This window comes from Hydrogenophaga atypica (assembly GCF_042665215.1).
GTDB classification, from domain to species: domain Bacteria; phylum Pseudomonadota; class Gammaproteobacteria; order Burkholderiales; family Burkholderiaceae_C; genus Hydrogenophaga; species Hydrogenophaga defluvii_A.
Window position 1 is genome coordinate 33,825 of record NZ_JBHTCA010000022.1, and the last position, 25,495, is coordinate 59,319.

25 protein-coding genes are annotated in these 25,495 nt (G+C 66.5%); 5 read left to right on the forward strand and 20 right to left on the reverse strand.

From position 1 onward, the window contains the following. Positions 1 to 3: 3 nt before the first annotated feature. Together ACFQPB_RS19270 and ACFQPB_RS19275 are read left to right on the forward strand one after the other, a co-directional pair. The gene (locus ACFQPB_RS19270; RefSeq protein ID WP_382226772.1) at positions 4 to 222 is read left to right on the forward strand and encodes a recombinase-like helix-turn-helix domain-containing protein; all 219 of its coding nucleotides are present in this window, start codon (positions 4 to 6) and stop codon (positions 220 to 222) included. A 16-nt stretch (positions 223 to 238) separates the two neighbouring features. Continuing rightward, positions 239 to 1,282 carry a Rieske 2Fe-2S domain-containing protein gene (locus tag ACFQPB_RS19275; RefSeq protein WP_382226776.1) on the forward strand — a complete coding sequence of 348 codons (1,044 nt, stop codon included), beginning with the start codon at positions 239 to 241 and terminating at the stop codon, positions 1,280 to 1,282. Here the strand turns inward: ACFQPB_RS19275 and ACFQPB_RS19280 are convergent. The 4 genes from ACFQPB_RS19280 to ACFQPB_RS19295 all read right to left on the reverse strand — a co-directional run bounded on the left by ACFQPB_RS19280 (position 1,255) and on the right by ACFQPB_RS19295 (position 6,035). After that, positions 1,255 to 3,240, reverse strand: coding sequence for an EAL domain-containing protein (locus tag ACFQPB_RS19280; protein ID WP_382226778.1), 1,986 nt, complete (start codon positions 3,238 to 3,240; stop codon positions 1,255 to 1,257). The two genes, ACFQPB_RS19275 and ACFQPB_RS19280, sit on opposite strands and share 28 nt — an antisense overlap. A 153-nt stretch (positions 3,241 to 3,393) precedes the next feature. Then, the gene (locus tag ACFQPB_RS19285; RefSeq protein WP_382199633.1) at positions 3,394 to 3,789 is read right to left on the reverse strand and encodes a porin; all 396 of its coding nucleotides are present in this window, start codon (positions 3,787 to 3,789) and stop codon (positions 3,394 to 3,396) included. Between the two features lie 97 nt (positions 3,790 to 3,886). Then, a complete protein-coding gene (locus ACFQPB_RS19290; protein WP_382226781.1) occupies positions 3,887 to 4,867 on the reverse strand; it encodes a Bug family tripartite tricarboxylate transporter substrate binding protein in 981 nt (326 codons plus the stop codon). A gap of 37 nt (positions 4,868 to 4,904) precedes the next feature. After that, positions 4,905 to 6,035, reverse strand: coding sequence for an FAD-dependent monooxygenase (locus ACFQPB_RS19295; protein WP_382226784.1), 1,131 nt, complete (start codon positions 6,033 to 6,035; stop codon positions 4,905 to 4,907). Between the two features lie 125 nt (positions 6,036 to 6,160). On the opposite strand from ACFQPB_RS19295, the gene ACFQPB_RS19300 reads away from it, so the two are divergent. Further along, positions 6,161 to 7,147: an AraC family transcriptional regulator gene (locus ACFQPB_RS19300; protein ID WP_382226786.1), complete on the forward strand. Its 987-nt coding sequence runs from the start codon at positions 6,161 to 6,163 to the stop codon at positions 7,145 to 7,147. 3 nt (positions 7,148 to 7,150) lie between these two features. On the opposite strand, the gene ACFQPB_RS19305 is transcribed toward ACFQPB_RS19300, so the two are convergent. From ACFQPB_RS19305 to rpmH, 16 genes are all read right to left on the reverse strand, one after another. After that, positions 7,151 to 8,041 (reverse strand): alpha/beta hydrolase, encoded by an 891-nt coding sequence (locus ACFQPB_RS19305; protein WP_382226789.1) that lies wholly within the window; start codon positions 8,039 to 8,041, stop codon positions 7,151 to 7,153. A 155-nt stretch (positions 8,042 to 8,196) separates the two neighbouring features. Beyond that, the gene (locus ACFQPB_RS19310) at positions 8,197 to 9,180 is read right to left on the reverse strand and encodes a Bug family tripartite tricarboxylate transporter substrate binding protein (protein ID WP_382226792.1); all 984 of its coding nucleotides are present in this window, start codon (positions 9,178 to 9,180) and stop codon (positions 8,197 to 8,199) included. A gap of 55 nt (positions 9,181 to 9,235) precedes the next feature. Continuing rightward, positions 9,236 to 10,015 carry an SDR family oxidoreductase gene (locus tag ACFQPB_RS19315; RefSeq protein ID WP_382226795.1) on the reverse strand — a complete coding sequence of 260 codons (780 nt, stop codon included), beginning with the start codon at positions 10,013 to 10,015 and terminating at the stop codon, positions 9,236 to 9,238. A gap of 4 nt (positions 10,016 to 10,019) precedes the next feature. Continuing rightward, positions 10,020 to 11,003, reverse strand: a complete 984-nt coding sequence (locus tag ACFQPB_RS19320) for a Bug family tripartite tricarboxylate transporter substrate binding protein (protein ID WP_382226798.1) — start codon at positions 11,001 to 11,003, stop codon at positions 10,020 to 10,022. Between the two features lie 10 nt (positions 11,004 to 11,013). After that, entirely contained in the window at positions 11,014 to 12,486 is a 1,473-nt protein-coding gene (locus ACFQPB_RS19325) for an aldehyde dehydrogenase (protein WP_382226801.1), read from the reverse strand. 135 nt (positions 12,487 to 12,621) lie between these two features. Continuing rightward, positions 12,622 to 13,407: an aspartate dehydrogenase gene (locus tag ACFQPB_RS19330; protein WP_382226804.1), complete on the reverse strand. Its 786-nt coding sequence runs from the start codon at positions 13,405 to 13,407 to the stop codon at positions 12,622 to 12,624. 2 nt (positions 13,408 to 13,409) lie between these two features. Then, complete coding sequence (locus ACFQPB_RS19335) at positions 13,410 to 15,092, reverse strand: thiamine pyrophosphate-binding protein (RefSeq protein ID WP_382226807.1); 1,683 nt, start codon at positions 15,090 to 15,092, stop codon at positions 13,410 to 13,412. Positions 15,093 to 15,100: 8 nt separating this feature from the next. Then, on the reverse strand, positions 15,101 to 15,952 hold the full coding sequence (locus ACFQPB_RS19340) for an IclR family transcriptional regulator (RefSeq protein ID WP_382226809.1): 852 nt from the start codon (positions 15,950 to 15,952) through the stop codon (positions 15,101 to 15,103). Between the two features lie 25 nt (positions 15,953 to 15,977). Continuing rightward, a complete protein-coding gene (locus ACFQPB_RS19345; RefSeq protein ID WP_382226812.1) occupies positions 15,978 to 16,808 on the reverse strand; it encodes an alpha/beta fold hydrolase in 831 nt (276 codons plus the stop codon). A gap of 29 nt (positions 16,809 to 16,837) precedes the next feature. Beyond that, positions 16,838 to 17,335 (reverse strand): cupin domain-containing protein, encoded by a 498-nt coding sequence (locus tag ACFQPB_RS19350; RefSeq protein ID WP_382199665.1) that lies wholly within the window; start codon positions 17,333 to 17,335, stop codon positions 16,838 to 16,840. 122 nt (positions 17,336 to 17,457) lie between these two features. Further along, the gene (locus ACFQPB_RS19355; RefSeq protein WP_382226815.1) at positions 17,458 to 18,204 is read right to left on the reverse strand and encodes an SDR family oxidoreductase; all 747 of its coding nucleotides are present in this window, start codon (positions 18,202 to 18,204) and stop codon (positions 17,458 to 17,460) included. Between the two features lie 167 nt (positions 18,205 to 18,371). Then, on the reverse strand, positions 18,372 to 19,766 hold the full coding sequence (gene mnmE, locus ACFQPB_RS19360) for a tRNA uridine-5-carboxymethylaminomethyl(34) synthesis GTPase MnmE (RefSeq protein ID WP_382226818.1): 1,395 nt from the start codon (positions 19,764 to 19,766) through the stop codon (positions 18,372 to 18,374). A gap of 149 nt (positions 19,767 to 19,915) precedes the next feature. Then, positions 19,916 to 21,625, reverse strand: coding sequence for a membrane protein insertase YidC (yidC, locus tag ACFQPB_RS19365; RefSeq protein ID WP_382226821.1), 1,710 nt, complete (start codon positions 21,623 to 21,625; stop codon positions 19,916 to 19,918). Then, complete coding sequence (gene yidD, locus ACFQPB_RS19370) at positions 21,622 to 21,903, reverse strand: membrane protein insertion efficiency factor YidD (RefSeq protein WP_382226824.1); 282 nt, start codon at positions 21,901 to 21,903, stop codon at positions 21,622 to 21,624. The genes yidC and yidD overlap by 4 nt, the downstream gene beginning before the upstream one ends. Next, positions 21,896 to 22,321, reverse strand: coding sequence for a ribonuclease P protein component (locus ACFQPB_RS19375; RefSeq protein WP_382226851.1), 426 nt, complete (start codon positions 22,319 to 22,321; stop codon positions 21,896 to 21,898). The genes yidD and ACFQPB_RS19375 overlap by 8 nt, the downstream gene beginning before the upstream one ends. A gap of 101 nt (positions 22,322 to 22,422) precedes the next feature. Beyond that, positions 22,423 to 22,557, reverse strand: coding sequence for a 50S ribosomal protein L34 (rpmH, locus tag ACFQPB_RS19380; protein ID WP_342131121.1), 135 nt, complete (start codon positions 22,555 to 22,557; stop codon positions 22,423 to 22,425). Between the two features lie 315 nt (positions 22,558 to 22,872). Here rpmH and dnaA point away from each other — a divergent pair, with 315 nt between their 5' ends. Further along, complete coding sequence (dnaA, locus tag ACFQPB_RS19385) at positions 22,873 to 24,279, forward strand: chromosomal replication initiator protein DnaA (protein ID WP_382226827.1); 1,407 nt, start codon at positions 22,873 to 22,875, stop codon at positions 24,277 to 24,279. Positions 24,280 to 24,363: 84 nt separating this feature from the next. After that, positions 24,364 to 25,473, forward strand: coding sequence for a DNA polymerase III subunit beta (gene dnaN / locus ACFQPB_RS19390; RefSeq protein WP_382199651.1), 1,110 nt, complete (start codon positions 24,364 to 24,366; stop codon positions 25,471 to 25,473). The last annotated feature ends 22 nt before the right edge of the window (positions 25,474 to 25,495 follow it).

Below are 25,495 nucleotides of genomic sequence, written 5' to 3' on the forward strand. Positions count from 1 at the left end.
CCCATGCGCACCTTGTCCAACGACACCTTCCAGAACCGCAGCGCACCGCCCACGGCCTATGAGAGCCTGCTGGGCGACAGCATCGAACGCGCCTTCGCCGCAGGTATCCACGACCTCGAACGCCTGGTGGCCTTCCTCAACGAAGGGGGGCCGTCCGGCCCCAACGGGCAACCTTGGACGGCCACGACCTACTGCGACGAAATGGCCCGTCTGGGCGCCTGAACCGGGAGACACACACATGAACACCATCGCCATCAACGCCCAACTCGACCCGGTGGACCAGGCCCTGGAGCGTGGCCTCAAGGACTTGTGGTTCCCGGTGCTGCCTTCAGCGCACGTGAAAGAGAACCCCGTGTCCATCCGCCGCCTGGGCTACAAAATCGCCCTGTGGCGCGACCAGGCCGGCACACTGCACGCGCTGGAAGACCACTGCCCACACCGGGGTGCGCCGCTGTCCATGGGCGTCATCCTGGGTGACCGCATCGCCTGCCCTTACCACGGGGTGGAGGTGCGAGAAGACGGCACCGTCACCCGCGTGCCGGGCAGCCCCGGCTGCAAGCTGGAAGGCTCCAAGGCCACGCGGCGTTTCCACGTCACCGAGTCCAACGGTGCCATCTTCCTGTTCAACGCCACCGACCCGCACCTGCCCTCGCCACCGCCGCTGGTGTTGCCGGAAGAACTGACGTCGCCGGAGTTGTCCAGTTTCCTGTGCTACGTGGAATGGGGTTGCGACTACCGCTACGTCATCGACAACGTGATGGACCCCATGCACGGGGCTTACCTGCACAAGCAGTCGCACACCATGAGCGAGGGCGAGATCAGCGCCGAGTTCCAGGTGCGCGATGTGCCCACGGGTTTCATCTTCGAGAAGAAGGGCCAGCGCGACGTCAACTTCGACTGGACCGAGTGGCGCGAGAGTGGCCACATCCACACCATGCACCTGGAAATTCCCTACCCCAAGACAGGTGGCCCGGGCGGCAACTTCGCCATCGTGGGCGCCTTTGCCCCGGCTGAGAAAAACGTGAGCGAGGTCTTCTTCTGGCGCTGCCGCAAGGTGCAGGGCTGGCAGCGCGACACCTGGCGTTTCCTCTACAAAAACCGGCTGGAGCAACGCCATTGGAACGTGCTGGAGCAGGACCGCGTGGCCGTGGAGGCCATGGAGCCCGACGCCAACCACCGCGAGTTCCTGTACGCGCACGACACCGGCATCGTGCGCCTGCGCCGCCGGCTCAAAAGCCTGGCCCAGGCGCAGCTTCAGGCCGGCAGCGGCAAAGCGCTCTGACGGGGCAACAGCGACTGCCGAACGAACGCCAGAAAGTCCTGGATGGGCAGGGCCGCGGCAAACAGATAACCCTGGCCGGTGTCCACCCCCATGCCGGCCAGGGTGTCGCGCTGTGCTTCGGTTTCCACGCCTTCGGCCACAAAACGGGCGTCGTAGTGGCGGGCGGTGTCCAGCGCGATCTGTATGGCCGACTTCATGCGCGGCACGTCGATCATGGCCACCATGTGCTGGTCGATCTTGACCTCGGCAAACGGGTGGTGGGCCAACACGCTCAGGCCCGAGTAGCCCGATCCAAAATCGTCCAGCGACATGGCGATGCCACAGGCGTGGAGGGTGCGCAGGTTGGTTTTGACCGACGCCACATCGGGCAGCGGGCTCGATTCGGTCAGCTCCATGGTGAGTGTGCTGGGCGGCAGGTGCGCGTCGTGCAGCAGGGCCTGCACCCGCTCGGCAAAACCCGGGGTGGACAAGGACGCGCCCGAGATGTTGACCGACAGGCTCAGCCCGGGTGATTCCTGCCAGCAACGCTGGGCATCGCGCACCACGGCCACCACGGTGCTCCACTCCAGCGCGGGCAACAGGCGATGGCGGGCCGCCACGGCCAGCACGTGTGAGGGCGAGATGGGGGTGCCGTCAATCGGCGCAGGGCGCAACAAGGCTTCGGCGCCTTTGACCTGCAGCGTGGCGAGGTGGCATTTGGGTTGGTAGGCCATGGGCGGCTGGCCGGTGTCTATCCATTGCAGCACCTGTGACAGCACCACCGAATCCAGCGCCGCCTGCTGCGCAAACCCCCGGTGGAAAAAGTGCACCGGCTCGCCCAGGTCGATGCGTTGTTGCAGCAGCAGACTGGCGTCGCGCATGGCTTCGGCGGCGGTGGTGTGGTCGGGGCTGTGCAGCGGCGTCACGGTCAGCCGCAGCTGCGGCTGGTGCGGCTGGTTGCCCGCCTCGCGCCAGATCAGGTGCAGGCTGTGGTGCAGCGCCTGGGCCAGCTCCTTGTGCTCCACCTCCTGGCTGGACACGCCATGCAACACCACGGCCAGCGCGGTGTCGGTGAACTGAAACACCCGGGGCCGGCAGGTCGACAAGGTGTGTGGCAACGCGGCGCCGTTCATGTGGGCGGCCACCTCGCGCCACATGCTGTCGGCCCAACTGTGGCCCTGCGCGAGCAGCATCTCGACATAGTTGGCCGACTCCAGCAGCACCAGGGTGTGGGGCCGTGCGGGTGTTTCGGCAAACAGCGATTGCAGGTGGTCGAGCATGGCGCGGCGGTTCGGCAGGCCGGTGAGCGGGTGCAATTGGCCGCGGTCGCGCTCGCGTTGCAACAGCACGTGGTGCTGGGCATCAAGCCGGAAGAGGGTGTAGAGCCCGGCAAGCAGCGCCAACGCAGGCAAGGCACCGAACACGCGCAGCGCGGTCACCTGGTAGACGAGCGACGTGGGCAGCCAGCCCAGCAGGGCAATGACACCCACCGACAACAAGCCCGTGGCGACACGCACCAGCCATACCAGCAGCAGATGGTGCCATCGGAGTTCCAGCACCGAACGGTTTCGCACCACCCAGTGGGCCACCAGGCCACTGGCAAAAAACAGCATCAGGTCCAGCGTCGCGGCGGGCATCTGGGCGCTGCCACCAAATTGCCACCGCGCCAGCACCAACAGCACAAACGCGATGCCACCGCCGCGCCAGCCCCCCAGCAGGCAGGCCAGAAACAACAGGTCGTTGCGGATGTAGGGTTTGGAAGGCGACTGGATGAACTCAGCCACCAGCAGGGTGAGCAGGTAGCCGGCGACGCCCAGGACCGCGCCGTACACGTACTGGGTGCGCTGGGCCGGGGCGGGCGCAGCGCGGTAGGCAATAAGCACCAAGCCGACGATACCCAGAATGGCCGTGTACTGCAGCAGCACCAACGGCATATTGGCCAGCTCTTTGGCGCCGGCATTGACCCACAGTGTCCACACATCTTCCCCCTTGACTGGCGCAGGATGGCCGGTTTCTGTGAATCATTTTAAAGTGATTATTGTGATATCAATTTGCCGCGAAATTGACTTTCACCCGTGAAACAAAAAAAGCCCCGGACGCGAGCCCGGGGCAATGACCTTGGAGAAACGGGATCAGAACGCGGTCTGGAAGCCGATGTTCAGGCCGGTTTGTGACGCACCGGCCACGGGGCTGCTGCCCGGTGAACCACCGCTGAGCGCCACGGCCGAGGCCTTGTTGTTCTTGATGTGGCCCACTTGCGCAAACACGTTGGTGCGCTTGGAGAAGGCGTAGGTGGCGCGCAAGGCCATCAGGGTGGCGTTGTAGTCGCTGGCGTTTTTGTAGCGCAGCGTGACCACCTGGCCCGACAGCGTCAGCGTGGGCGACACCGGCATGGACGCACCCAGGTGCCACAGGTCGCTGTCGGGGGTGGTTTGTCCGGGGCAGTTGGTGCCGGTCGGGCTGGGGCCGGCGTTCACGCTGTCGCGCCCGAAGCTGTAGGTGGCGCCCCGCCTGAAAGCCGTTGCCAAAGTTCTTGCGCCAGGGCCGCTTGGTTGCAGGGCAGCGCGGCGGCACAGGCGATCAGTTGTGGTTTCGTGGCGGGGAGTCTCCAGTGGTTGGGGGAATTCAGTCCGCGCGGATCTTGAGTTCGCGGGCCAGGCTACCGTAGCGCTGGTGGTCAGCCTTCACGAAGTCGGCCAGGCGTGCGGGCGTGCCGCCCAACACTTCGAGGCCCGCGCCGGTGAAGCGCTCGCGCACGTCGGGCAGCTTGAGGGCTTCGTTGATTTCCATGTTCAGTCGGGTGATGGCCGCTGAGGGTGTGCCAGCGGGCGCGAACACGCCGTACCAGGCGGCCACTTCCACGCCCTTGACACCTTGTTCGGTGGCGGTGGGCACCTGGGGCAGGAGGGCGGAGCGTTCGTCCTCCACCACCGCCAGCGGCACCAGCTTGCCCGCCTTGATGTGGGGCAATGCGCCGCCCAGGGCCACGAACAGCAGTTGCACCTCGCCGGCCAGTGCCGCGTTCAACGACGGCGCCACACCACGGTAGGGCACGTGCAACAGGTTCAGGTTGGTCGACTTCTTGAACATCTCGCCCGCAAAGTGCATGGGCGAGCCGTTGCCTGGGCTGCCGTAGGTCATGTCCACCTTCGTGCGGGCCAGGGCGCTGAGTTCGGTAAGGTTCTTGACGCCCAGTGTCGGGTGCGCAACGAGTGCAAGCGGCGTGGTGGCCGGCGCGACCACGGGCACCAGGTCTTTCTGCACATCGAGGTTGCCGACCGCACTCGCCGCCAACACGTGGGGTGAAATGGCCAGCGTGTTGGGCGTGAGCAGCAGGGTGTGGCCATCGGGGGTGGCGCGCGCCACCGTGCCGGCACCCAACAGCGCGCCAGCACCGGGCTTGTTCTCCACCACCACGGCCTGACCGAGTTTGGGGGCCAGCTTTTCGGCCAGCACGCGCGCCGCCACATCGGGGCCACCACCGGCCGGGAAGGGCACGACGATGGTGAGCGTTTTGCTGGGAAAACTCTGGGCCATGCCCAGGGTGGGCCAGACACAGGCGGCCAGCGTGGCCGCGATCAGCGCGCGTTTGTGGGGGTGTTTCATGGGGTCTCCAAAGGTTGTTGATGTGTTGTCTGATCGGTCACAAGGGCGTGCGCCAGGCGTCGTAGCCGTAGACCCAGTCGGCGTTGCCGGGGCCTTTCATCCACTGGTTGCCCCGCGAGCCGATCTGGATCTTGGCGGTGCGCTCCTTGCGCGCGCTCTCGTAGCGTTGCAGTGCCTGCGCGGCCTCGGCTCGGGTGGACACGTTGGCCAGCGCGCGGCCCAGCACCACGGCGTCCTCAATCGCCATGCCCGCACCCTGCGCCATGAAGGGCAGCATGGGGTGGCAGGCATCGCCCAGCAGCGTCACCGTGCCCACCGACCACTGCGCCAGCGGCTCGCGTTCGTACAGCGCGCTCTTGAGCGTGCTGTCGCAGGCGTCGAGCAGCGCGCGCGCATCGGGGTGGAAGTCTTTGTAGAAGCCGCGCAGCTCGTTCACGTCGCCTTCGCTGGTCCACGATTCCTCGGTCCAGCTGGCCTGGCCGGTGGTGGCGAAGATGAAGGTGTCCTTGCCCTGGTTGAGCGGGAAGGTGACGATCTGGCTGTGCGGGTTGGGGCCCCACCACTTGGTGAAGGCTTCGATCTCGGGCACCTGCTTCACGCGCTCGGTGGGTACCACCGAACGGAAGGACACCACGCCAGTGAAGCGCGGGTGCTCTTCGCCGAACAGCGCGGTGCGCACGCGCGAGTGGATGCCGTCGGCGCCCACCACCACGTCGAAGCTGGCGCTGCTGCCGTCTTCAAACGCCAGGGTCACGCCGTCGTCGCCTTGTTGCAGCGAACGGATGCGTTTGCCGAACTGGATCTGGTCCATCGGGAACTGCTCGGCCAGCGCGTTGATGATGTCCGAACGGTGGATGGTGACCTGCGGCGCGCCGTACTGCTGCTCGGCCACGTCGCTCATGCCCAGGCGCGAGGTTTCCCGGCCGGTGTCCCAGTCGCGGCTGATGCGGAAGGTGGGGCGGGCACCGCGCTCGCGGATGGCAGCACCGGCGCCCAGGCCGTCGATGGCGCGCACCACGTTGGGCGTGAGGTTGATGTCGGCCCCCACCTTCGAGAAGCCCTTGGCTTGCTCAAAGACGGTGACGTCGTGGCCTTGCTGGCGCAGCGCGATGGCGGCGGCCAATCCACCCACACCGCCTCCGGCGATTCCGATTTTCAATGTGCCCATGTGGCCTCCTGGCTTTACGATGGGGGTGATTGTTCAAGCGTCGCCCGCTGCGCTCAACCGCCGCAACGCCGCGATTGGGCACGATTCGTCCAGCCCGTTTCACCCACTAGACGCCCGGTTTCTGCATGGATGTTTTGAGCGAAATCCTGGCCATCTGCCGCGCCGAACGCGCGGTGACGGCGCGCTTCCATTTGTTCGCGCCCTGGGGCCTGCGCTCCGACGGTGTGGCAGGCAGCGCCATCATCCGCATGGCCCGTGGTGCGCCCTGGTGGATAGAGGTGGCAGGCCGGGCGCCTGTGTGTGTGGCACCGGGTGACCTGGTGATGCTGCCGCTGGGCGCGCCGCACCGCATGGGTTCGGCCCCCGACGTGCCGGCCGTGCCATTTGCGGAACTGCTGGCGCAGCGCACACCCGGCGCCCGCGACGAGGCGCCGCTCACCCTGCGCCACGGCGGTGGTGGCGAAGCCTGCGAGATGTTCAGTGCGCTGTTGTGGTTCTCCGCCTACTGCCGGCATTCGGTGCTGCGCATCCTGCCCCCGCTCATCCATGTGCGCGCCAGCGAGTTGCCCATGGCCGGCAGCCTGGCCGGCACCATGGAGGCGCTGGTCACCGAAACCCTGGCCCAGCGCCCGGGCTGGCGGCTGTCGGCCAGCCGCATGGGCGAGCTGCTGCTGGTCAACATCCTGCGCGAGCACCTGCTGCGCGCCGTGGGTTCCAGTGATGCCGGCTGGTGGCGGGCGCTGTCCGACCCCGCCATCGCACGCGCCATCACCCACATGCACCGAGACCCCGCGCGCGCCTGGACGGTGGAGGCACTGGCGCGCGAGGCAGCCATGTCGCGCTCGCGGTTCAGCGAGCGTTTCAAGGCCCTGGTGGGTGACACCCCCATGGGCTACCTGGGGGCGCACCGCATGGCGCTGGCGGCCGAGCAACTGGAGGCCGGGCGCCTGCCGCTGGCGCAGGTGGTGCAGGACGCGGGTTACGAATCCGACAAGGTGTTCGCGCGTGCTTTCCGGCGCTGGGCCGGCCTGTCGCCCACGGCCTATGCCAAACGCGAGCTGGCGCGGCGCGCGGCCATGGGGACCCCGACCTCCGTGCCAGCCGACGCCTGAGGCTCAGGCCAGGCGATCAGCCATTTGGCGCAGGCGGCCGTACCAGGCGTTGTCCGGGTCGCGCAGTTGCGTGTGGGTTTGAAAGTGGTCCAGGCCGGGCCATTCGGTCAAGGAGGCCGGTGGCGCCTGGGTTTGCAACAGGGGCAAGAGGCGGCGGTTGCCACGCTGCACCCGGGGGCTGTCGTGTTGGCCAAAGCCCAGGTCAAACGGCACGCGGTTGCCGCTGCCCCAGCACAGGGGGCTGAAGACGCCATCCTGCTGCGGGTCCAGCCCACGCAGCACGGTGGTGTAGACCCGCTCTTCCAGGCTGCCAGGCGCGGGTTGTGGGTCGTGCAGGTCCATGATGCCGCTGATGGGCAGGCAGCCACCCACCAGATCGGGTGCGATGCCCCAACGTGGCCACAGTGTGTGGCGCAAAGCGGTGAGCGCCGCGAGGTGCCCGCCCGCTGAGTGGCCGCCCAACAGCAGCCGGCGCGGGGCACCGCCCCAGGTGGGCAGCGTGTGTTGCAGGTGGGCCAACACAGCAAGTGCATCGTCGGGCGCGGCGGGGAAAGGGCATTCGGTGACCAGGCGGTAGCTCGGTGCCACCAGCACCAACCCCAGCGCCGCCACATGTGGCGCCATGAAACGCACCCAATCGCGGTAGCCGTTGGTCCAGCCACCGCCGTGCCAGAACACCAGCACCGGTGCGGCCTGTGCACCGGCAGGTGCGTACACGTCAAAACGCTGCAGACGGTGTGACCCATAGGCCTGGTCCAGCGTGGCCACCACCCTTGCCGGCAGCGGCTCGCGCGACCACGCCATCACGGTGCGTGCGTAGTCCACCGCCGCCGGAAACGGCAAAGGCATTTGCGAATCCGGATCGTCGGCGAGCGATAAGCTGAGGTCGGTCATGGTGCGAAGGCAAGACTGTTGGACGGCCGAGACGCGCCGCGTGAAGTGTCCCCTCCGGGTGGACACCGCCGGGCCGGCTCTGCCGGACGGCTGGTGTCGCCCCCTTGAGGGGGGATTCGAGCTACACGAAGTGAGCGAGAAACGGGGGTGGGGCCTTAATCCGCCATGATCCCCGTTTCCTTGATGACCTTGCCATAACGGGTGTTGTGCTCCACCACCACCTTGGCCAGCGCATCGGGTGCGCCACCGGCCGGGATCAGGGCCAGGGTCTTCATGCGGTCCAGCACATCGGGCATCTTCAGGATGTCATTGAAGTGGCCGTTGAGGGTGCGCACGATGTCGGCGGGCAAACCTTTGGGGCCGACAAAACCTTGCCAAGCGCCCACTTCGGCGTCTTTCACGCCACCTTCGGCAAAGGTGGGCACGTTGGGTTGCAGCGGCGAACGCTTGGGGTCGGCCACACCGATGTTGGTCAGGCGGCCGTTGCTGATGTACTGCTGCACCGGACCCAGCGTGGTGTAGAAGGCCGGCACCTGACCCGACACCAGGTCGATCACGGCCGGGCCGCTGCCACGGTAGGGAATCTGTTGCAGCTTCACGCCTGCGGCCTTGTTGAACATTTCGCCCAGGATGTGCATGGGCGAACCGCTGCCGGGGCTGGCGTAGGCCTGCACCTTGCCCGACTTGGCCGCGGCCACAAAGTCCTTCAGGTTGGTGAGACCGGTGCTCGAATTGACCACCAGGAACAGCGACTGCGTGCCGGCCAGGATGATGGGGGTGAAGTCGTTGACCGGGTCGTACACCGCGCCGGTGCCCGGCTTGAGCACCAGCGGTGCGGTGGCCATGGTGTTGGGCGTGAACAGCAGGGTGTAGCCATCGGGGTTGGCCTTGGCCACAAACGAGTTGCCGATGGTGCCGCTGGCGCCGGTTTTGTTTTCCACCACCACGGGCTGGCCGACGCGGGCCGAGAGCTTTTCAGCAAACACGCGGGCCAGGGCGTCGGTGTCACCCCCGGGTGGGAAGGACACGATGATGCTGATGGGCTTGCTGGGGTAGGCCTGGGCCAGAGCGGCCCCCGAACCCAGGGCCAGGGTGGTGGCTGCGGCGGCAGCCACGAGCAGTTTGCGACGGACGTTCATGAAAAGCTCCTACGAAGGGTTGAGGGCGGGGTGAAAAAAATGGGGCGTTCTGGCTTCAGAAAACGCCGGTGAACGAGCCACCGTCGAGCAGCAGGTTCTGCCCGTTGATGTAGCCCGCGTGGGCGCTGCACAAAAAGGCGCAGGTGTGGCCCAGCTCGCTGGGTTGACCAAAACGGTGGGCCGGGTGTTTGGCCAGGCGCGCGGCCTTGACGTCTTCCACACTTTTGCCTTCGCGCTGGGCCTGGGCCACAAAGTTGCCGGCCAGGCGCGCGGTGTCAAAGGTGCCGGGCAGGATGTTGTTGATGGTCACGCCCTTGGCCACCGTCGTGCGCGCCAGGCCCGAGACAAAACCGGTCAGGCCGCTGCGCGCCCCGGTGGACAGGCCCAGGCCATCGACCGGCGACTTGACCGCGCTGGAGGTGATGTTGACGATGCGGCCCCAGCCGCGCGCCATCATGCCGTCCACGGTGGCTTTGATGAGTTCGATGGGCGCGAGCATGTTGGCGTCGATGGCGGCATGCCAGGTGTCGCGGTTCCATTGGCGGAAGTCGCCCGGCGGCGGGCCGCCGGCGTTGGTGACGACGATGTCGAAGTCCGGGTGCTGCGTGAAAATGCGCGCACGCCCCTCATCGGTGGTGACGTCGGCCGCCACGCCTTCGGCTCGGCCGGGGCCGATCGCGTTCAGTCGTTCGGCCGCCTCACGCAAGGGCCCTTCCGTGCGCGCCACGATGACCACGTGCGCACCCGCTTGCACCAGCGCCTGGGCGCATGCGAAACCCAGCCCGGCGCTGGCGCCGCAGACCAGGGCTTTTTTGCCTTGAATGCCGAGATCCATTGCGTTATTCCATCGTGATGTTGCGGGCCTTGATGACCTTGGCCCAGCGCGCGGTCTCGTCGCGGATGTGGGCACCAAAAGCGCCGGTCTGCAGGTTCCACTCGGTCATGCCCTGGGCCTTGAGCTGCTCGCGCACGGCGGGCTGCGTCAGGATGTCTTGCGCGTCGCGGGCGAGTTGCTCGGCCACGTCGGTGGGTGTGCCGGCCGGCGCCAGCAGGCCGTACCACGAGGGCACGACGATGCCGGGCACGCCGGCCTCGGTCATGGTGGGGACGTCGGGTGCGCTGGGCGTGCGCGTGCTGTCGGTCACGGCCAGCGCCACCAGCTTGCCGCTCTTGAGGTGGGGCAACACGGTGGGCAGGTTGCTGAACATCAGCGGCACGGTGCCGCCCAGCACGTCGTTGAGCGCGGGCGGTGTGCCCTTGTAGGCCACGTGCAGCATCTCGACCTTGGCCTGGTCTTTGAACAACTCGCCCGCCAGGTGCAAGCCGCTGCCGATGCCGGGCGAGGCGTAGGACAGGCTGTCGGGCTTCGCCTTGGCTGCTTTGATCAAATCGGCCACCGACTTGAGGCCGGTGCCGGGGTGCGTGACCAGCACGTTGGGCGTCTTGGCCAGCATGGCCACGGGCACGAAGTCCTTGTCCACGTTGAACGGGAACTTCGGCATCAGCGTGGGGTTGATGGTCAGGTTGCCGGCGGGGATGACCAGCAGGGTGTGGCCATCGGGCTTGGCTTTTTTCACCTTCTCCATGCCAATGTTGCCGGCCGCGCCCGGCGCGTTGTCCACCAGCGCCACCTGGCCGTAGCGTTTGCCCAGGCCATCGGCAATGATGCGCGCCAGTGTGTCGATGGGGCCGCCGGGCGGGAAGGGCGCGACCAGGGTGAACTTGTCGGCGGCCAGGGCTTTTTCGGCGGCGGTCTGCGCGTGGGCGGTGACACTCGCTGCAATGAGCGCACAAGCCACCAGAAGGGAGCGGCGAACAATCATGGGGTCCCTCTCAGCTGTTGGCCCAAGGCATGGGCGCTTCGTTGAGGCCGAAGTAAAAGCTCTTCTGACTGGTGTATTCCAGGATGCCGAGTCGGCCCTTCTCCTGGCCGTAGCCACTCATCTTCACGCCGCTGAAGGGCGTGCTGATGGAGAACACCTTGTAGGTGTTGACCCACACGGTGCCGGTCTGCAGCGCGCGGCCGATGCGCCAGGCGTTCTTGAAGTCGCGCGTCCAGATGCCCGAGGCCAGACCGAACATGTTGTCGTTGCACTGGGCGATCAGGTCGTCCTCGTCCTTCCAGGGCAGCAGGGCCAGCACCGGGCCGAAGATTTCTTCCTGGCACATGCGGGCGCTGTTGGGCAGGCCTTCGAAGATGGTGGGCAGGTAGTAGCTGCCGCCGTCGAAATAACCGCCGGTGGGGCGCTCGCCGCCGCACAACACGGTGCCGCCTTCGTCGCGGCCCAGCTGCACGTATTTTTCGACCGAGGCGCGGTGCCCCAGGTTGACCAGCGGGCCCATTTGTGTGTCTTCGCGCGAGGGGTCGCCCACGCGCAGTTTCTTCACACCTTCGAGCAGGCGGCGCTTGAACTCGTCGTACAGGCTTTCGTGCACAAAGGCGCGCGAGCCGGCAATACACGATTCGCCCGAGGAACTGAAGATGCCGTACAGCACGCCGGCCACCGCGTGGTCGAGGTCGGCGTCAGGCATCACGATGGTGGGTGACTTGCCGCCCAGTTCCAGCGAGGTGGGCATGAGCTTTTCGGCCGCCAGGCGCTGGATGCCCATGCCCACGGTGGTGCCGCCGGTGAAGGCGATGCGCTTGATCAGCGGGTGCTTGACCAGCGCGTCGCCAACGATGGAGCCCTTGCCAGGCAACACGCTGACGATGCCGTCGGGCACGCCGGCCTGCTGGCAAATCTTGGCCAGCTCCAGCGCCATGCGCGGCGTGATTTCGGCCGGCTTGAACACCATGGCGCAGCCAGCGGCCAGCGCGGGGGCGAGCTTTTGCGCCTCGCTGGCGATGGGGCTGTTCCAGGGCGTGATGGCCCCGACGACGCCCAGCGGCTCGTTGACGCTCATGCTCACGAAGTCGCCCCGCGAGGGGGTGATGGTGTCTTCCCAGGTTTCGGCGGCGGCAGCGAAGAACTGGAAGGTGCCGGCGGCGCTGGCCACCAGGGCGCGGCATTCCTTGATGGGCTTGCCGTTGTCCAGGCGCTGCAGCTGGGCCAGTTCCTCGGCGCGCTCGCGGATGCCGGTGGCGATGCGGTAGAGGATGCCGGCGCGCTCGTGGTGCTTGAGCTTGGCCCAGGCGGGTTGGTGGCGAGCCTTCTCGGCCGCTTGCACCGCCTCGTCCACATCGGCGGCGGTGGCGGCGTTCAGGCGCGCGACGATGCTGCCGTCGTGTGGGTATTCGGTGGTGTATTCGGGGCCGGAGGCATCGCGCCACTGGCCGGCGATGAAGCTCTTGAGTTGTTCAGTCATGGAGAGGGTGCCTTTCTCAGAATGAGACACGGCCATACGCCAATGTCATAGCCGGGGGCACCGCAGATCCGGCTTTGCCGGTCTGCCAGTGCCGCCCCCTTGAGGGGGTGACGCGAAGCGGCGCAGGGGTGCGCTTCATATCGTGACCGCGCCCACGCGGTTGTGCAGGAAGCGCAGCGCCGACAGAACGGTGAGCGCCGAGGTCTTGGGGTTGTCGGGCAGGGGCTTGCCGCGCATGGTGATCTGCATTTCGCCAAAGGCGCCACGCACGTCGATGTGGTGGATGTTTTCCGTCACCGTGGGGTCGGCGATCAGGCGCACCTGGGTGTGGTCCAGGCCCAGGCCGGCCAGCGACACGGTGGCGGCCACGTTGGCGTTTTTGGGGTACAGGCGTGCCGCTTCGCGCGCCGTGTTTTCCAGGATCACCGTGGGCTCGGTGAGGGTGTCGAGGTTCACGACGTCTTCAGCGGGGGTGCCACGCCAGCCGGTGGGTGGCTTGCGGCCGGTGTAGGTCACGCTGTCCAGGCCGGCAATGCGTGCGGCCGCGATGGCGTCCACCCCACCGATGGCACCCGACAGCAGGTGCACCTGCGTACCGCCCTTCGCGGCGGCTTCGGCCAGCTGCTCGGGCAGGCCGGGCTCGCTGAGTGCGCCGATGGACAACACCGCGCATTCGGTGCCACGGGCCAGGGCCGGCAGCACGTGTTCGGTCAGGGCCTGGTGGCCCGCGCACTCAACGACAAGGTCGGTGTCCACAGGCACCGTGGAGACCACCTGGGCGTCGCCCGCGTGTTCGCGTGCGGCGGCCGCGTGTTCGGGGGGCACCACGATGTGGGTGATGCGCAGGCCTGGCACACCGGCCATGCGCTGGAACAGCGTGCGGCCGATGGCACCGAAGCCGATCAGGGTGACGTTCTGCATGGTCAGTCTTTCTTCTTGGGCGGGCCGGCAAACTTCACGGCAAACGGGCCCCAGGCGTCCATGTCGATTTCCAGCACGGCCGGGCCCTTGATGGCCAGGGCTTCGCGCAGCGTGTCAGCGGTGTTGGACGGGTCGCTGACTTTGAAGTGCGGCACCTGCAGGCTGGCGCAGAACTGGGCGAAGTTGGGCGTGTGCAGCTCCACGTAGGCGTGGCGGCTGCCGTAGATGTCGTCCTGGATGTTCTTGATCACACCGTAGCGGCTGTCGTTCATGACGATGAACAGCACGTCGGCCTTCTCTTGTGCGGCGCAGGCGAGTTCACCCACGTTGAGCATGAAGCCACCGTCGCCACACAGCGACAGCGTCTTGCGGCCCAGTTGGTGTTCGGCATTCGCCACCGCCACGCCTACGCCCATGGCCAGGCCCTGGCCGATGCCGCCGCCCAGGGCGTGCACGCCGGCGCGGGGGTGGTTGAGCACCGGGGCGCGGTTGCCCCACATGCTGTTCGAGAGCGTGATGTCGCGCACCCACCAGATGTTCTGGCCGGCCACTTCGCCGATGGTGTTCTTGAGCTTGACGTAGGCGCCCAGCGTGCTGTCCACCAAGGCGGCTGCGGCTTGGCGTGCGGCTTGCACGTCGGCGGTGAGCTGGGGGTCGATGGACATGCGGCCTTCCAGGCGATCTGCCAGCGCGTTCAGGGTCAGCGTGGCGTCGCCATGCACGAACAGCTCGGTCTCGTAGCCCCGGTTTTCCACCAAGGTGTTGGCGTCGATGCGGAAACGGCGCGTGGGCAGCTTGAGCTTGTAGTTCAGCGTTTCGTTGCTGCGCAGGCGGGTGCCCACGGCCAGCATGGCGTCCACCGTTTCGTAGAACTGCTCGGCCGGCTTTTGCAGGTTGTAGCTGCCCAGGGTCTGTGGGTGGTCTTCCGCCACGATGCCACGGCCTTGCACCGAGGTCACCACCGCAAAACCCAGCTTCACGAAACGGGCCACGGCTTCGGTGGCGCCGCGTGCGCCACCGCCCAGCCACAGCAGCGGACGCTTGGCCTGGGCCAGGCGCTCGGCCAGCAGGTCCACCGCCGCCAGGTTGGGCTGAACGGGCGCCATGGCAACGGGCGAGATGTCGGCTGGGAGGTCCAGCATCATCTTCTGCACGTCGATGGGGATCTCGATGCTGACCGGGCCACAAGGCGGCGTTTGCGCCAGGCGCACGGCTTCGCGCAGCGTGGCCAGGGCGGTCTCGGGGTTGCGGATGCGGAAGGCGTCCTTGCCGACGGCCTTGAGCATGGCCAGCTGCGCCGGGTGCTCGTGGATGTAGCCCAGGTCGCGGTCCAGGAAGGGCGACTCGATCTGGCCCGTGAGGTGCAGCATGGGGGTGCCGGCGGTGATCGCCTCGACCATGGCGCCAGCGGCGTTGCCACAGCCGGTGCCGGTGCTGGTGACGCACACGCCCAGCGTGCCGCTGACGCGGGCGTAGCTGTCGGCCATGTTGCAGGCGCCGGCTTCACCCCGCGCCGACACGAAGCGGATCTTCTGGCGCACGTGGAAGGCGTCCAGGATGGGCATGTTGTGGATGGAGATCACGCCGAAGGCGGCGCGCACGCCACATTGCTCCAGGAAGCGGACGGCGAGCTCGCCCACGGTGATGCGGGTGGTGGCGGTGGTTTGCGTGGTGGTGGGGCTCATGCTCGGGCTCAGGCGGCTTTTTTGTCGTTGGGTTTGTTCAGCCATTGGCCGCGGTGCGGGGTGTGGCTGATGCGTTCGGTGAGTTGGGCGGCGGCGTCGCGGACTTGGTTGATCAGCACATCCAGTTCGCCTTCCTGCACGCGTTGTGCCGGCACGGTGATGCTGACGCAGGCGACCACTTCATTGCGGTCGTTGAACACAGGCGCGGCGATGGTGGAAATCCCGGTTTCAAACCCACCCTGGCTGACGGCGTAGCCGCGTGCGCGGTCTTCGTCGATCAAGCCCTTGAGCTGGGCCAGCGTGGTGGGCGTGCGGGCGGTGTAGGCGGGCAGCGGCTCCTCGGGGTAGAGGTGGCGCAGGCTGTTGAGGTCGAGATCGGACAGCAGCAGGCGGCCCAGTACCGTGGCGTGGGCCGGCAGGCGGGCGCCGACCTGGATGGAATGGAACATGGCGCTGCGGCCAGCGGCCTTGGCCACGAACACCACATCGCGGTTGTCGCGCACCACCACGTGGGCCGAGTAGCCGCACAGGTCGCGCAGGTCTTCGATGACGGGTCGGCCGTGTTCCGTCAGTTCCATCGAGGCCAGGTACTCAAAACCCAGGCGCAGCACCGACAAGCCCAGCTTGTAGCTGGCGCCGTCGCCCACACGCTCCACAAAGCCGCCCTGCTCCAGGGTTTGCAGCATGCGAAACACCGAGGCGCGGGGCAGGTCGAGCCGGCGCGAGAGTTCGGCACCCGTGAGTTCGCGCTCGTCGCGGTTGAAGCTCATCAGCAACTGCAGGCCACGTGCCAGCGCGGGCACGGTGTAGCGGTCTTCGCCCTTGCCGTCGGTGGTGTCTTCGTTTTTGGGGTCGCTCATGGGGTGTCTCCTGCGGCGTTGGCGTTCAAAGGCCCAGCAACTGGTTCACGCGCTCGGCGGCTTCCAGGGCACACACATGGCCCACCGGCCCGAGGTCGACCCAGACCAGGTTCTTGCGGTGCGCCACGTCGGCGCAGGCGGCGGGCGGGGTGATGGTGTCGGCACTGCCGCTGGCCACGATGAGGGGCACCGAGACGCGGGCCAGGTCGGCATCAAGCCGCCCGGTGGACAACATGCGCGAAGCCTGGGTGTAGCCGGCCGGGTGGATCCGGGCCATGGTGTCGCGCACCAGGTCCACCATCTCGGGTGTGGCGTCGGGCGAGAGCATGGCAGCGGCACGCGCGTTGGCCATGCCTTGTGGACCCAGCTTCTGCAGCGTGGCCAGGCGACCGCTGAGCTTGGCTTCGCGTTCGACCTCATCGGCATCGCCGTAGCCCCGGGCGGGCGCCAGCAGCACCAGCTCGGCCACACGCTGTGGTTGCAACACGGCGGCGGCGGCGGCCATCAGCGCGCCCAGCGAATGGCCCACCAGGGTGATGGGTTGGTGCTGGTCCATCGCGTCCATCCATTGCCACAGGCGGCGTGCGTAGTCGGTGGCGTGGGGGTGGATGGGCGAGAGCGGTGCGCTGCGGCCATAACCGGGCGCGTCCCAGGCCAGCACGCGCACATCGGTGCGGGGTTCGGCGGCCTGCAACTGGCGCACCCAGCTGCCCGAGCCGGAGCCGATGCCGTGCAGCAGCAGGTGGGTCACGCGGGCGGCGCGGCCCGCCTGGCGGTACTGCACCACCTCGTCTGGGCGCAGCGCCAGGGCGGTGGGGAAGTGCTGCAGCGCGGCGTGGGGCGACAGATGGGCCATGGTCGGTCTCGTGCGACGGGTGCAGTGGCTCAGCGCTTGATCTTGGCCAGGGGCGAATCGGGCGGGTAGACCGGGGTGATGGGCTTGGGCGAGCCCAGCATCACGCACATCAGCGCGTCTTCCTCGCCGGTGTTGTGTTCTTCGCGGTACACGCCGGGCGGCACCGAGATCAGGTCACGTTCGCCCAGGGTGGCTTCCCACTTCTGGCCGTCCTTTTCGCAGATGACCTTCATCTGGCCGCGCAACACGAAGAAGATTTCTTCCACGTCGTGGTGGATGTGCGAAGGGCCGATGTTGCCGGCCGGGATGACCATGGTGGAGAACGTGAAGTGGCCGGCGGGCACGGTGTTGACGTCGCTGTTGACGCCGGTGCCACCGGTGCCCACGTAGCGCATCTGGGCGCGGCGGTACTTGGGGTCGTAGTCGGCCTGGAACTTCAAGGCGTCCCAGTCGTAGCGGCGGCTGGCGCGGCGGGCCACGCGGCTTTCCATCCACTGCTCAAAGCTCTGGCCGCTCTTCTGCATCATGCCGGCCTGGATTTCGGCTTCCGGCGGGATGTTGGCGTCCAGCAGGCCACGTTCGTTGAATTGGGGCGCGTTGGCGGCCAACACGTCGTTCTTGATGGGTGCGTTCATGGTGGGTTTCTCCTTCAGTTCATGACAAAGCCGCCGTTGACGGGCAGCAGTTGGCCGGTGATGTAGCCTGCCCCGCGCGAGAGCAGAAACAAGGCTGTGGCGTTCAGGTCGTCAGGCACCTGCGCGCGGCTGATGGCGCGGCCCTGGGCGTAGTACTCATGGCGCGCCTGGGGCACGTATTCGGTGGCCTCGACCAGCGTGAGGCCGGGGGCGATGGCGTTGACGGTGATGCCCTCGGGGCCCAGTTCGCGCGCCAGTGACCGCGTCATGGACACGACCGCGCCCTTGCTCGCCACATAGGCCAGCAGGCGCGGCGCGCCCCACAGGGCGGTGTCGGAGGCCAGGTTGACCACGCGACCCGTGCCGCTGGCGGCGAGAAACGGGCGGGCGGCGGCGGTCACCAGCCAGGTGCCACGCACGTTGACGTCCATCACGCGGTCCCAGGTGTCCACGGTGATGTCGTTCATGTCTTTGCCGCCGGAGTTGGTGATGGCGGCGTTGTTGATCAGGCCGTCCAGCCCGCCCAGTGCGGCAGCGGCGGCGGTCACACCTTCACTGATCGCTTGCGGGTCCATCAAGTCCATGGGCACATAGGGCATGCCCAGCTCGGTGGCCAGGGCCTGGCCACGGTCGTGCAACACGTCGCTGATGGCCACGCGGGCACCGGCGGCGACCAGCGCCCGTGCAAAACTCTCGCCCAGGCCTCGTGCGGAACCGGTGACCAGCACACGGCGGCCTTCCAATCGAATTTCAGCGTTCATGTTGGCGTTAGTTGTTTCATTGAAGAAACGATGATTCATTACGGAATCAATGGTACGCGCAACTGGGGCCGGTGGTGCAATTCCGAGTGAGTTGAAGGGCTATTGAGGCGCGGCAAGGTGCCACCCTCGCCATCGCGGAGGGCGGAGACGCCCGCAAGGGCCGCGCCTTATTTGCCGATGCAGAACTGGGAAAAGATGACGCCCAGCAGGTCGTCGGCGCCGAATTCACCGGTGATGGTGTTGAGCGCGTTTTGCGCCAGGCGCAGTTCTTCGGCCAGCAAATCGAGCGCGGGCACCCGGGCATCGATCTGGGTGTTGGCCTGTTGCAGGTGGTCGTCCACCTCGCGCAGCGCGCGCAGGTGGCGCTCGCGGGCGATGAACACACCCTCGGGCGCGGATTGCCAGCCGGCGATGCGCAGCAACTCCGCCCTCAGCTCGGCCAATCCGGTGCCAGCTTTGGCCGAGATGCGCAGACCCTCGCCGGGTGCTGCCGTCTGCGCAGCATCGGCCTTGTTCCAGAGGTGGATGACGGGCAGGTGGCCAGGCAGGCGCTGGGCCAGGGCGGCGTCGGCGCTGGCGTAGGCGGGCTGGTCGTGTCGGGTCAGGTCGTGCAGGAACAGCACCGCATCGGCCGCCTCGATCTGGCCCCAGGCCCGTTCGATGCCGATTTTTTCCACCACGTCCACCTCGGGCAGGCTGGTGTCGCGCAGGCCGGCGGTGTCCACCACATGCAGGGGCACGCCGTCGATTTGTATGGTCTGGCTCACCACGTCGCGGGTGGTGCCCGCGATGGGGGTGACGATGGCCAGTTCGGCACCGGCCAGGGCGTTGAGCAGCGAACTTTTGCCCGCGTTGGGCTGGCCGGCGATCACCACCTTGATGCCCTCGCGCAGCAGCGCACCCTGGTGGGCACGCGCCAGCACGGCGGCCAGTTGGGTTTGCAGGCGGGTGAGCTGGCCACGCGCGTCGGCCTGCTGCAGAAAGTCGATGTCTTCCTCGGGGAAGTCCAGCGTCGCCTCAACCAGCATACGCAGGTGGATGAGCGCGTCACGCAGGCTGTGAATCTCTTTGGAGAAAGCACCCGAGAGCGAGCGCCCGGCACTGCGCGCGGCCGCCTCGGTGCTGGCGTCGATCAGGTCGGCGATGGCTTCCGCCTGGGCCAGGTCGATCTTGTGGTTGAGGAAGGCGCGCTGGGTGAATTCGCCGGGCTCGGCCAGACGCAGGTGGGGCAGGCGGGCGGGCGCACCTTCGGCCGCCGCCTGCAGGCAGCGCGCCAGCAGCAGCTGCAACACCACCGGCCCGCCGTGGGCCTGCAACTCCAGCACGTCTTCGCCGGTGTAGGAATGGGGCGAAGGAAAAAACAGGGCCAGCCCCTGGTCGATGGCCTCGCCGTGGGCATCGCGAAACGGCAGGTAAGTGGCTTCACGCGCCTTCAGTGCGCGTCCACAGATGGCTTCGACCAACGGCGCCAAGCCTTTGCCCGACACCCGCACGATGCCCACCGCACCCCGCCCGGGGGCGGTGGCGATGGCGGCAATTGGATCATCGTGGCGGGAGAGCATAGGTGGGCCGCAGTGTATCGGGCCGCGTGATCGCGCCTATCGGCCGGCGCGAAGTGCCCGAACCGGGTGGGCGCCGTGGATCCGGCTCTGCCGGTCCAGTGGCGCCGCCCCCCCTCCCAGGGGGGAAGCCGCGCAGCGGCGCAGGGGGGTTACTTCTTGCTCCAGGGGAGATTGAACTGGAACGGCACACCCATGCTGTGGTTGATGTAGGCCTGCTGAGCGATGGTCAACACGTTGTTGGTGATCCAGTACAGCACCAGACCGGCCGGGAAGAAGAAGAACATGACCGAGAAGATCAACGGCATGTACCACATCAGCTTGGCCTGCATCGGGTCCGGCGGCGTGGGGTTGAGCGCGGTTTGCACCACGGTGGTCAGTGCCATCACAAACGGCAGGATGTAGAACGGATCGGGTGTGGACAGGTCCACGATCCAGCCCACCCAGGGTGCGTTGCGCATTTCAACGCTGGACAGCAGCACCCAGTACAGCGCGATGAACACCGGGATCTGAACCATGATGGGGAAGCAGCCGCCCAGCGGGTTGACCTTCTCCTCACGGTAGATCTTCATCATTTCCTGCTGCATCTGCTGCGGGTTGCTCTTGAGGCGTTCGCGCATTTCCATGATGCGTGGGTTGATCGCCTTCATCTTGGCCATGCTGCGGTAAGCGGTGGCGTTGAGCCAGTAGAACGCGGCCTTGATCAGCACGACCAGCAGCACGATGGCCCAACCCCAGTTGCCCACAAAACCGTGGATTTTTTCCAGCAGCCAGTACAGCGGTTTGGCGAGAATGGTGAGCCAGCCGTAGTCCTTGACCAGCTCGAGACCAGGGGCCATGCGTTCCAGCAGCTTTTCGTCTTGGGGGCCCAGGAACAGGCGTGCGTCGAAGGCGCCGCTGGCGCCCGGCGCCACCGTGGCCATCGGCGTGATGGCCCCCGTGCGGTAGCGATGGGTTTGGTTGACGGTGACGCGGTCCACGTAGTTGTCGCGGCTGCCGTCGGCCAGCAGCCAGGCGCTGGCAAAGTAGTGCTGCACCATGGCCACGTAGCCGTCACTGGCGCTCTTCTCGAAAGTGGCTTTGCCCTTGTCGATGTCGGTGAATTCGACCTTCTGGTACTTGGCCGTGCTGCTGTAGACCACGGGGCCGGTGAAGGTGGAGTAGAACGGCGTGGCGCTGCCGGCAATGCTGCCATCACGCACCAGTTGCAGGTAGAGCTGGGGCTCGATGGCGGCAGCACCCTGGTTGATCACCTCGTGGCGCACGGCGATGTCATAGGCGCCGCGTTGAAGGGTGTAGGTCTTGACCAGCTTGACCCCGCCCAGCACCGGCGACTCGAAACGCAGTTCGAGGCGGTCCTGCCCATCGGCCAGCGTGGTGGCCGGTGTGGTCAGTGTCATCGGGGTGGTGTGGTTGGGCATACCGTTGCCCACCAGGCCCGACTGCGCGGCATAGTTCTTGTCGGTTTCCAGCAGCACCAACGGTTCAACCGGCTGGCCTTTCGGCGGCGGCGTGCGCGCGTCATGTTTGAGCAATTCGGCGCGCACGACGGCCGCGCCCTGGCTGTCGATCACCAGCTTCAGCACGTCGGTGCTGATGGTGTGCAGGGTGCGGGGCGCAGCCGCTGCCGGCACCGCATCGACGTTGGCCGGAGCACCTGCGGCGCTGGTCGCGGGCACGCTGCCATCGGCTGCCTTGGGGGTGGCGGCTGGGCTGTCGGTTGTTTTGGCGGCGCTGCTGGCCGGCGCAGGCGTCGGGAAAAACGTCGCCTTGTTGCCGTTGTAGACCTGCCATTGGTCCCAGAGCAGAACCATGGAGAAACCAAACACCACCCACAGGATGGATCGACGGATGTCATTCATGACGAGTGCTTCTCGTGAGGTTGACCCAGCAGCCGCGAAAACAGCGCGGGCGGGTGTTCGGGAATCGGGTCATGGCCACCCTGGCACCAGGGTTGGCAACGTGCGAGCCGGCGCAGGGTCAGGTAGCTGCCGGCCAATGCGCCATGTCGCTCCAGGGCTTGCAGCGAATAGACCGAGCAGGTGGGCTCGAAGCGGCAGGACGAACCCAGCCAGGGGCTCAGCAACAATCGGTAGCCGCGCACCAAGGCCATCAGGCCGCGCTTGGGCCAGTCACGCATGGCTGCGCTCCAACAGGCGGCTGTACAACTGCTGCAACTCGCTGCGCACGGCGGCCTTCAAAGCGTCGGACGTGGCGCTGACAAACTGCTTGCGGTCAAAGCCGCTGCGCAGGCGCACCACCAGCGCCGCACGCGGCAACACCAACAGGCGCTCTTGCGCCAAGGCGTAAATCTGCCGCTTGACCATGTTGCGGGTGACGGCCCGCTTGGCCCAGCGCTTGGGAATGACCACACCCACCCAAGGGCCGGCGCCCACAAACAGCGGACGCGACAAAGCACCTGCATGGGCGGCGTCGCCCGCAGGTGCCGGTGCGGCTGCAGGCGCTGCCGCTAGGTGCAGCGCGAAATGTGCGGTTTTGACCACGGGCGGACCCGCCATCACCCACTGGAACTGGGCGCGGTGCTCGATGTGCTGCAGGCGTTGGCGGGTGCCGTTGGCGCCCAAGGCGCCAGGCGCCGCATTGACTGCAGCCCGAGGCAACGAACCCGTCGCGGGATCGGCCAAGCCGAGCGCCTGAATTACAGGCCCAGGCGCTTGCGGCCTTTGGCGCGGCGCGCGGCGATCACGGCGCGGCCACCGCGGGTCTTCATGCGGACCAGGAAGCCGTGGGTACGGGCGCGGCGGATTTTGGAAGGCTGGTAAGTGCGTTTCATAGTGGTTCTCCGGGCCGTGGGCCTGGCGGATCGGTGCCTGTTGGCACCCCCGGCAGGGCGTTTGGGCCGTGGCTTGGCGGTTCGTGCAGCAAGGCTGCGGGGCTCCCGGCAACACCAATCCAGGTCAGTCACATTGCTGTGTAATGGCGTGGCGCATCGGGGAAACCCGGCATTATCGCAAATTCCGGAGCGAGGGGCAAGCTGGGATCATCGACAGCCGCTGAATGGGGTGTGGATAACTCGGTGCTGGCACTACAATCTGCGTCCGGTTGATGCCGGACTGTCCACAACAAGAACAACCTCCAAAGCCCGCCCATGATCGAGGGAACCCCCCCCGCCAGCCACGCCGAAGCCCAAGCCGATCTTTGGGACGCTTGTGTCGAACGCCTCGCGCAGGAAATGCCCGAGCAGCAGTTCAACACCTGGATTCGCCCCCTGGCTGCGCGCGTGATCGATGGGGGCGAGCGGGTGCAGGTGGCGGTGGCCAACCGCTTCAAGATGGACTGGATTCGCGCGCAATACGCCGGCCGTCTGACCGCCTTGTTGGAAGAGCTGGCGGGCCGTCCCGTGGCGCTGGAGTTGGCGCTTGCTCCGCGTGAAAGCCCCGCCAGGCAAGCCTCTACGCCACGCAGCCTGCAAGATCAGGTGCTGGCCGAGTTGCCCGAAGTGGCCGCGCCCGCCGAGCCGGTGGCCGATGGCCAGAAACACCGCCTGAACACCGCGCTGACCTTTGCCACCTTGGTGGAGGGCAGTGCCAACCGCATGGCGCGCGCCGCCGCCATGCACGTGGCCGGCAGCCTGGGCCAGCTCTACAACCCGCTGTTCATTTACGGCGGCGTGGGCCTGGGCAAGACCCACCTGGTGCACGCCATTGGCAACCAGCTGCTGGCCGACAAGCCCCACGCCAAAATTTTGTACATCCACGCTGAACAGTTTGTGTCGGATGTGGTCAAGTCCTATCAGCGCAAGACGTTTGACGAGTTCAAGGCCCGTTACCACTCGCTCGATCTGCTGCTGATCGACGACGTGCAGTTCTTTGCCAACAAGGAGCGCACGCAGGAAGAGTTCTTCAACGCCTTCGAGGCGCTGCTGGCCAAAAAGAGCCACATCGTGATGACCAGCGACACCTACCCCAAGGGGCTGGTGGACATCCACGAGCGGCTGGTCTCGCGTTTTGATTCGGGGTTGACCGTGGCCATCGAGCCGCCCGAGCTGGAAATGCGGGTGGCCATCCTGATCAACAAGGCCGAGGTGGAGCACACCACCATGCCCGAAGAGGTGGCCTTTTTTGTCGCCAAAAACGTGCGCTCCAACGTGCGCGAACTGGAAGGCGCGTTGCGCAAGATCCTGGCCTATTCGCGTTTCAACCAGAAGGAGATCTCCATCCAGCTGGCGCGCGAGGCGCTGCGCGATTTGTTGTCCATCCAGAACCGGCAGATTTCGGTGGAAAACATCCAAAAAACGGTGGCCGACTACTACAAGATCAAGGTCGCCGACATGTACAGCAAGAAGCGCCCGGCCAGCATCGCCCGGCCGCGCCAGATTGCGATGTTCCTGGCCAAGGAACTGACCCAGAAAAGCCTGCCGGAAATTGGCGAGCTGTTTGGCGGGCGCGACCACACCACGGTGCTGCACGCGGTGCGCAAGATTGCCGCCGAACGTGCCCAGCTGACCGAGTTGAACCAGCAGCTGCACGTGCTGGAGCAAACGCTCAAAGGCTGATTCGGTCGGTCCGGTACTTGAAGCACAATAGAACGTTGAATCGGCAGCCCAACCCCACATCCCAGAGACGGAAGACCCTCGCACATGATCGTTTTCAAATCGACCCAGGACAAGGTATTGGCCGCGCTGCAGTCGGTCTCGGGCATTGTCGAACGCCGCCACACCCTGCCCATCCTGGCCAATGTGCTGGTGCGCAAAACCGGCGGCCAGGTGCAACTGACCACAAGCGATCTCGAAATCCAGATCCGCACCACCGTTGAACTGGGGGGCGACGAAGGCAGCTTTGCCACCACCGTGGGCGCGCGCAAGCTGATCGACATTTTGCGCACCATGCCGGCCGACCAATCGGTCAGCCTGGAGTCGTCGGCCGCCAAGCTCATCCTCAAGGGTGGCAAAAGCAAGTTCACCATGCAAAGCCTGCCGGCGGAAGACTTTCCGCTGGTGCAGGAGTCGGCCAATTTCGGCCCCGCCTTCAGCGTGCCCCAAAAAGCGCTCAAAGGTTTGCTGGCCCAGGTGTCCTTTGCCATGGCGGTGCACGACATCCGCTACTACCTCAACGGCATCCTCTTCGTGGCCGAAGGCAACAAGCTCAGCCTGGTGGCCACCGACGGCCACCGCCTGGCTTTTGCCAGCGCCACGCTGGACGTGGAGGTGCCCAAGCAGGAGGTGATCTTGCCGCGCAAGACCGTGTTGGAACTGCAGCGCCTGCTGAGCGACAAGGACGACAGCGCCATCGAGATGCAGTTCGCTGGCAACCAGGCCAAGTTCACGTTTGGCGGCATGGAGTTCGTCACCAAGCTGGTGGAAGGCAAGTTCCCCGACTACAACCGTGTGATTCCGCGCAACCACCACAACATCATCGTGTTGGGCCGCGTGCCGTTGCTGGCCAGCCTGCAGCGCACCGCCATCATGACGAGCGAGAAGTTCAAGGGCGTGCGCCTGAACGTCGAACCCGGCTCGCTGCGTGTGGCGTCCAACAACGCCGAACAGGAAGAAGCGGTTGACGAACTCGACATCGACTACGGTGGCGACGCCATCGAAATCGGCTTCAACGTCACCTACCTCATCGACGCGCTGCAGAACATGTCGCAAGACATGGTGCGCATCGAACTCAGCGATGGCAACAGCTCGGCGCTGTTGACCATCCCCGACAACGAACACTTCAAATACGTGGTGATGCCGATGCGGATCTGATCCGCACACCCCTTGAGCCATT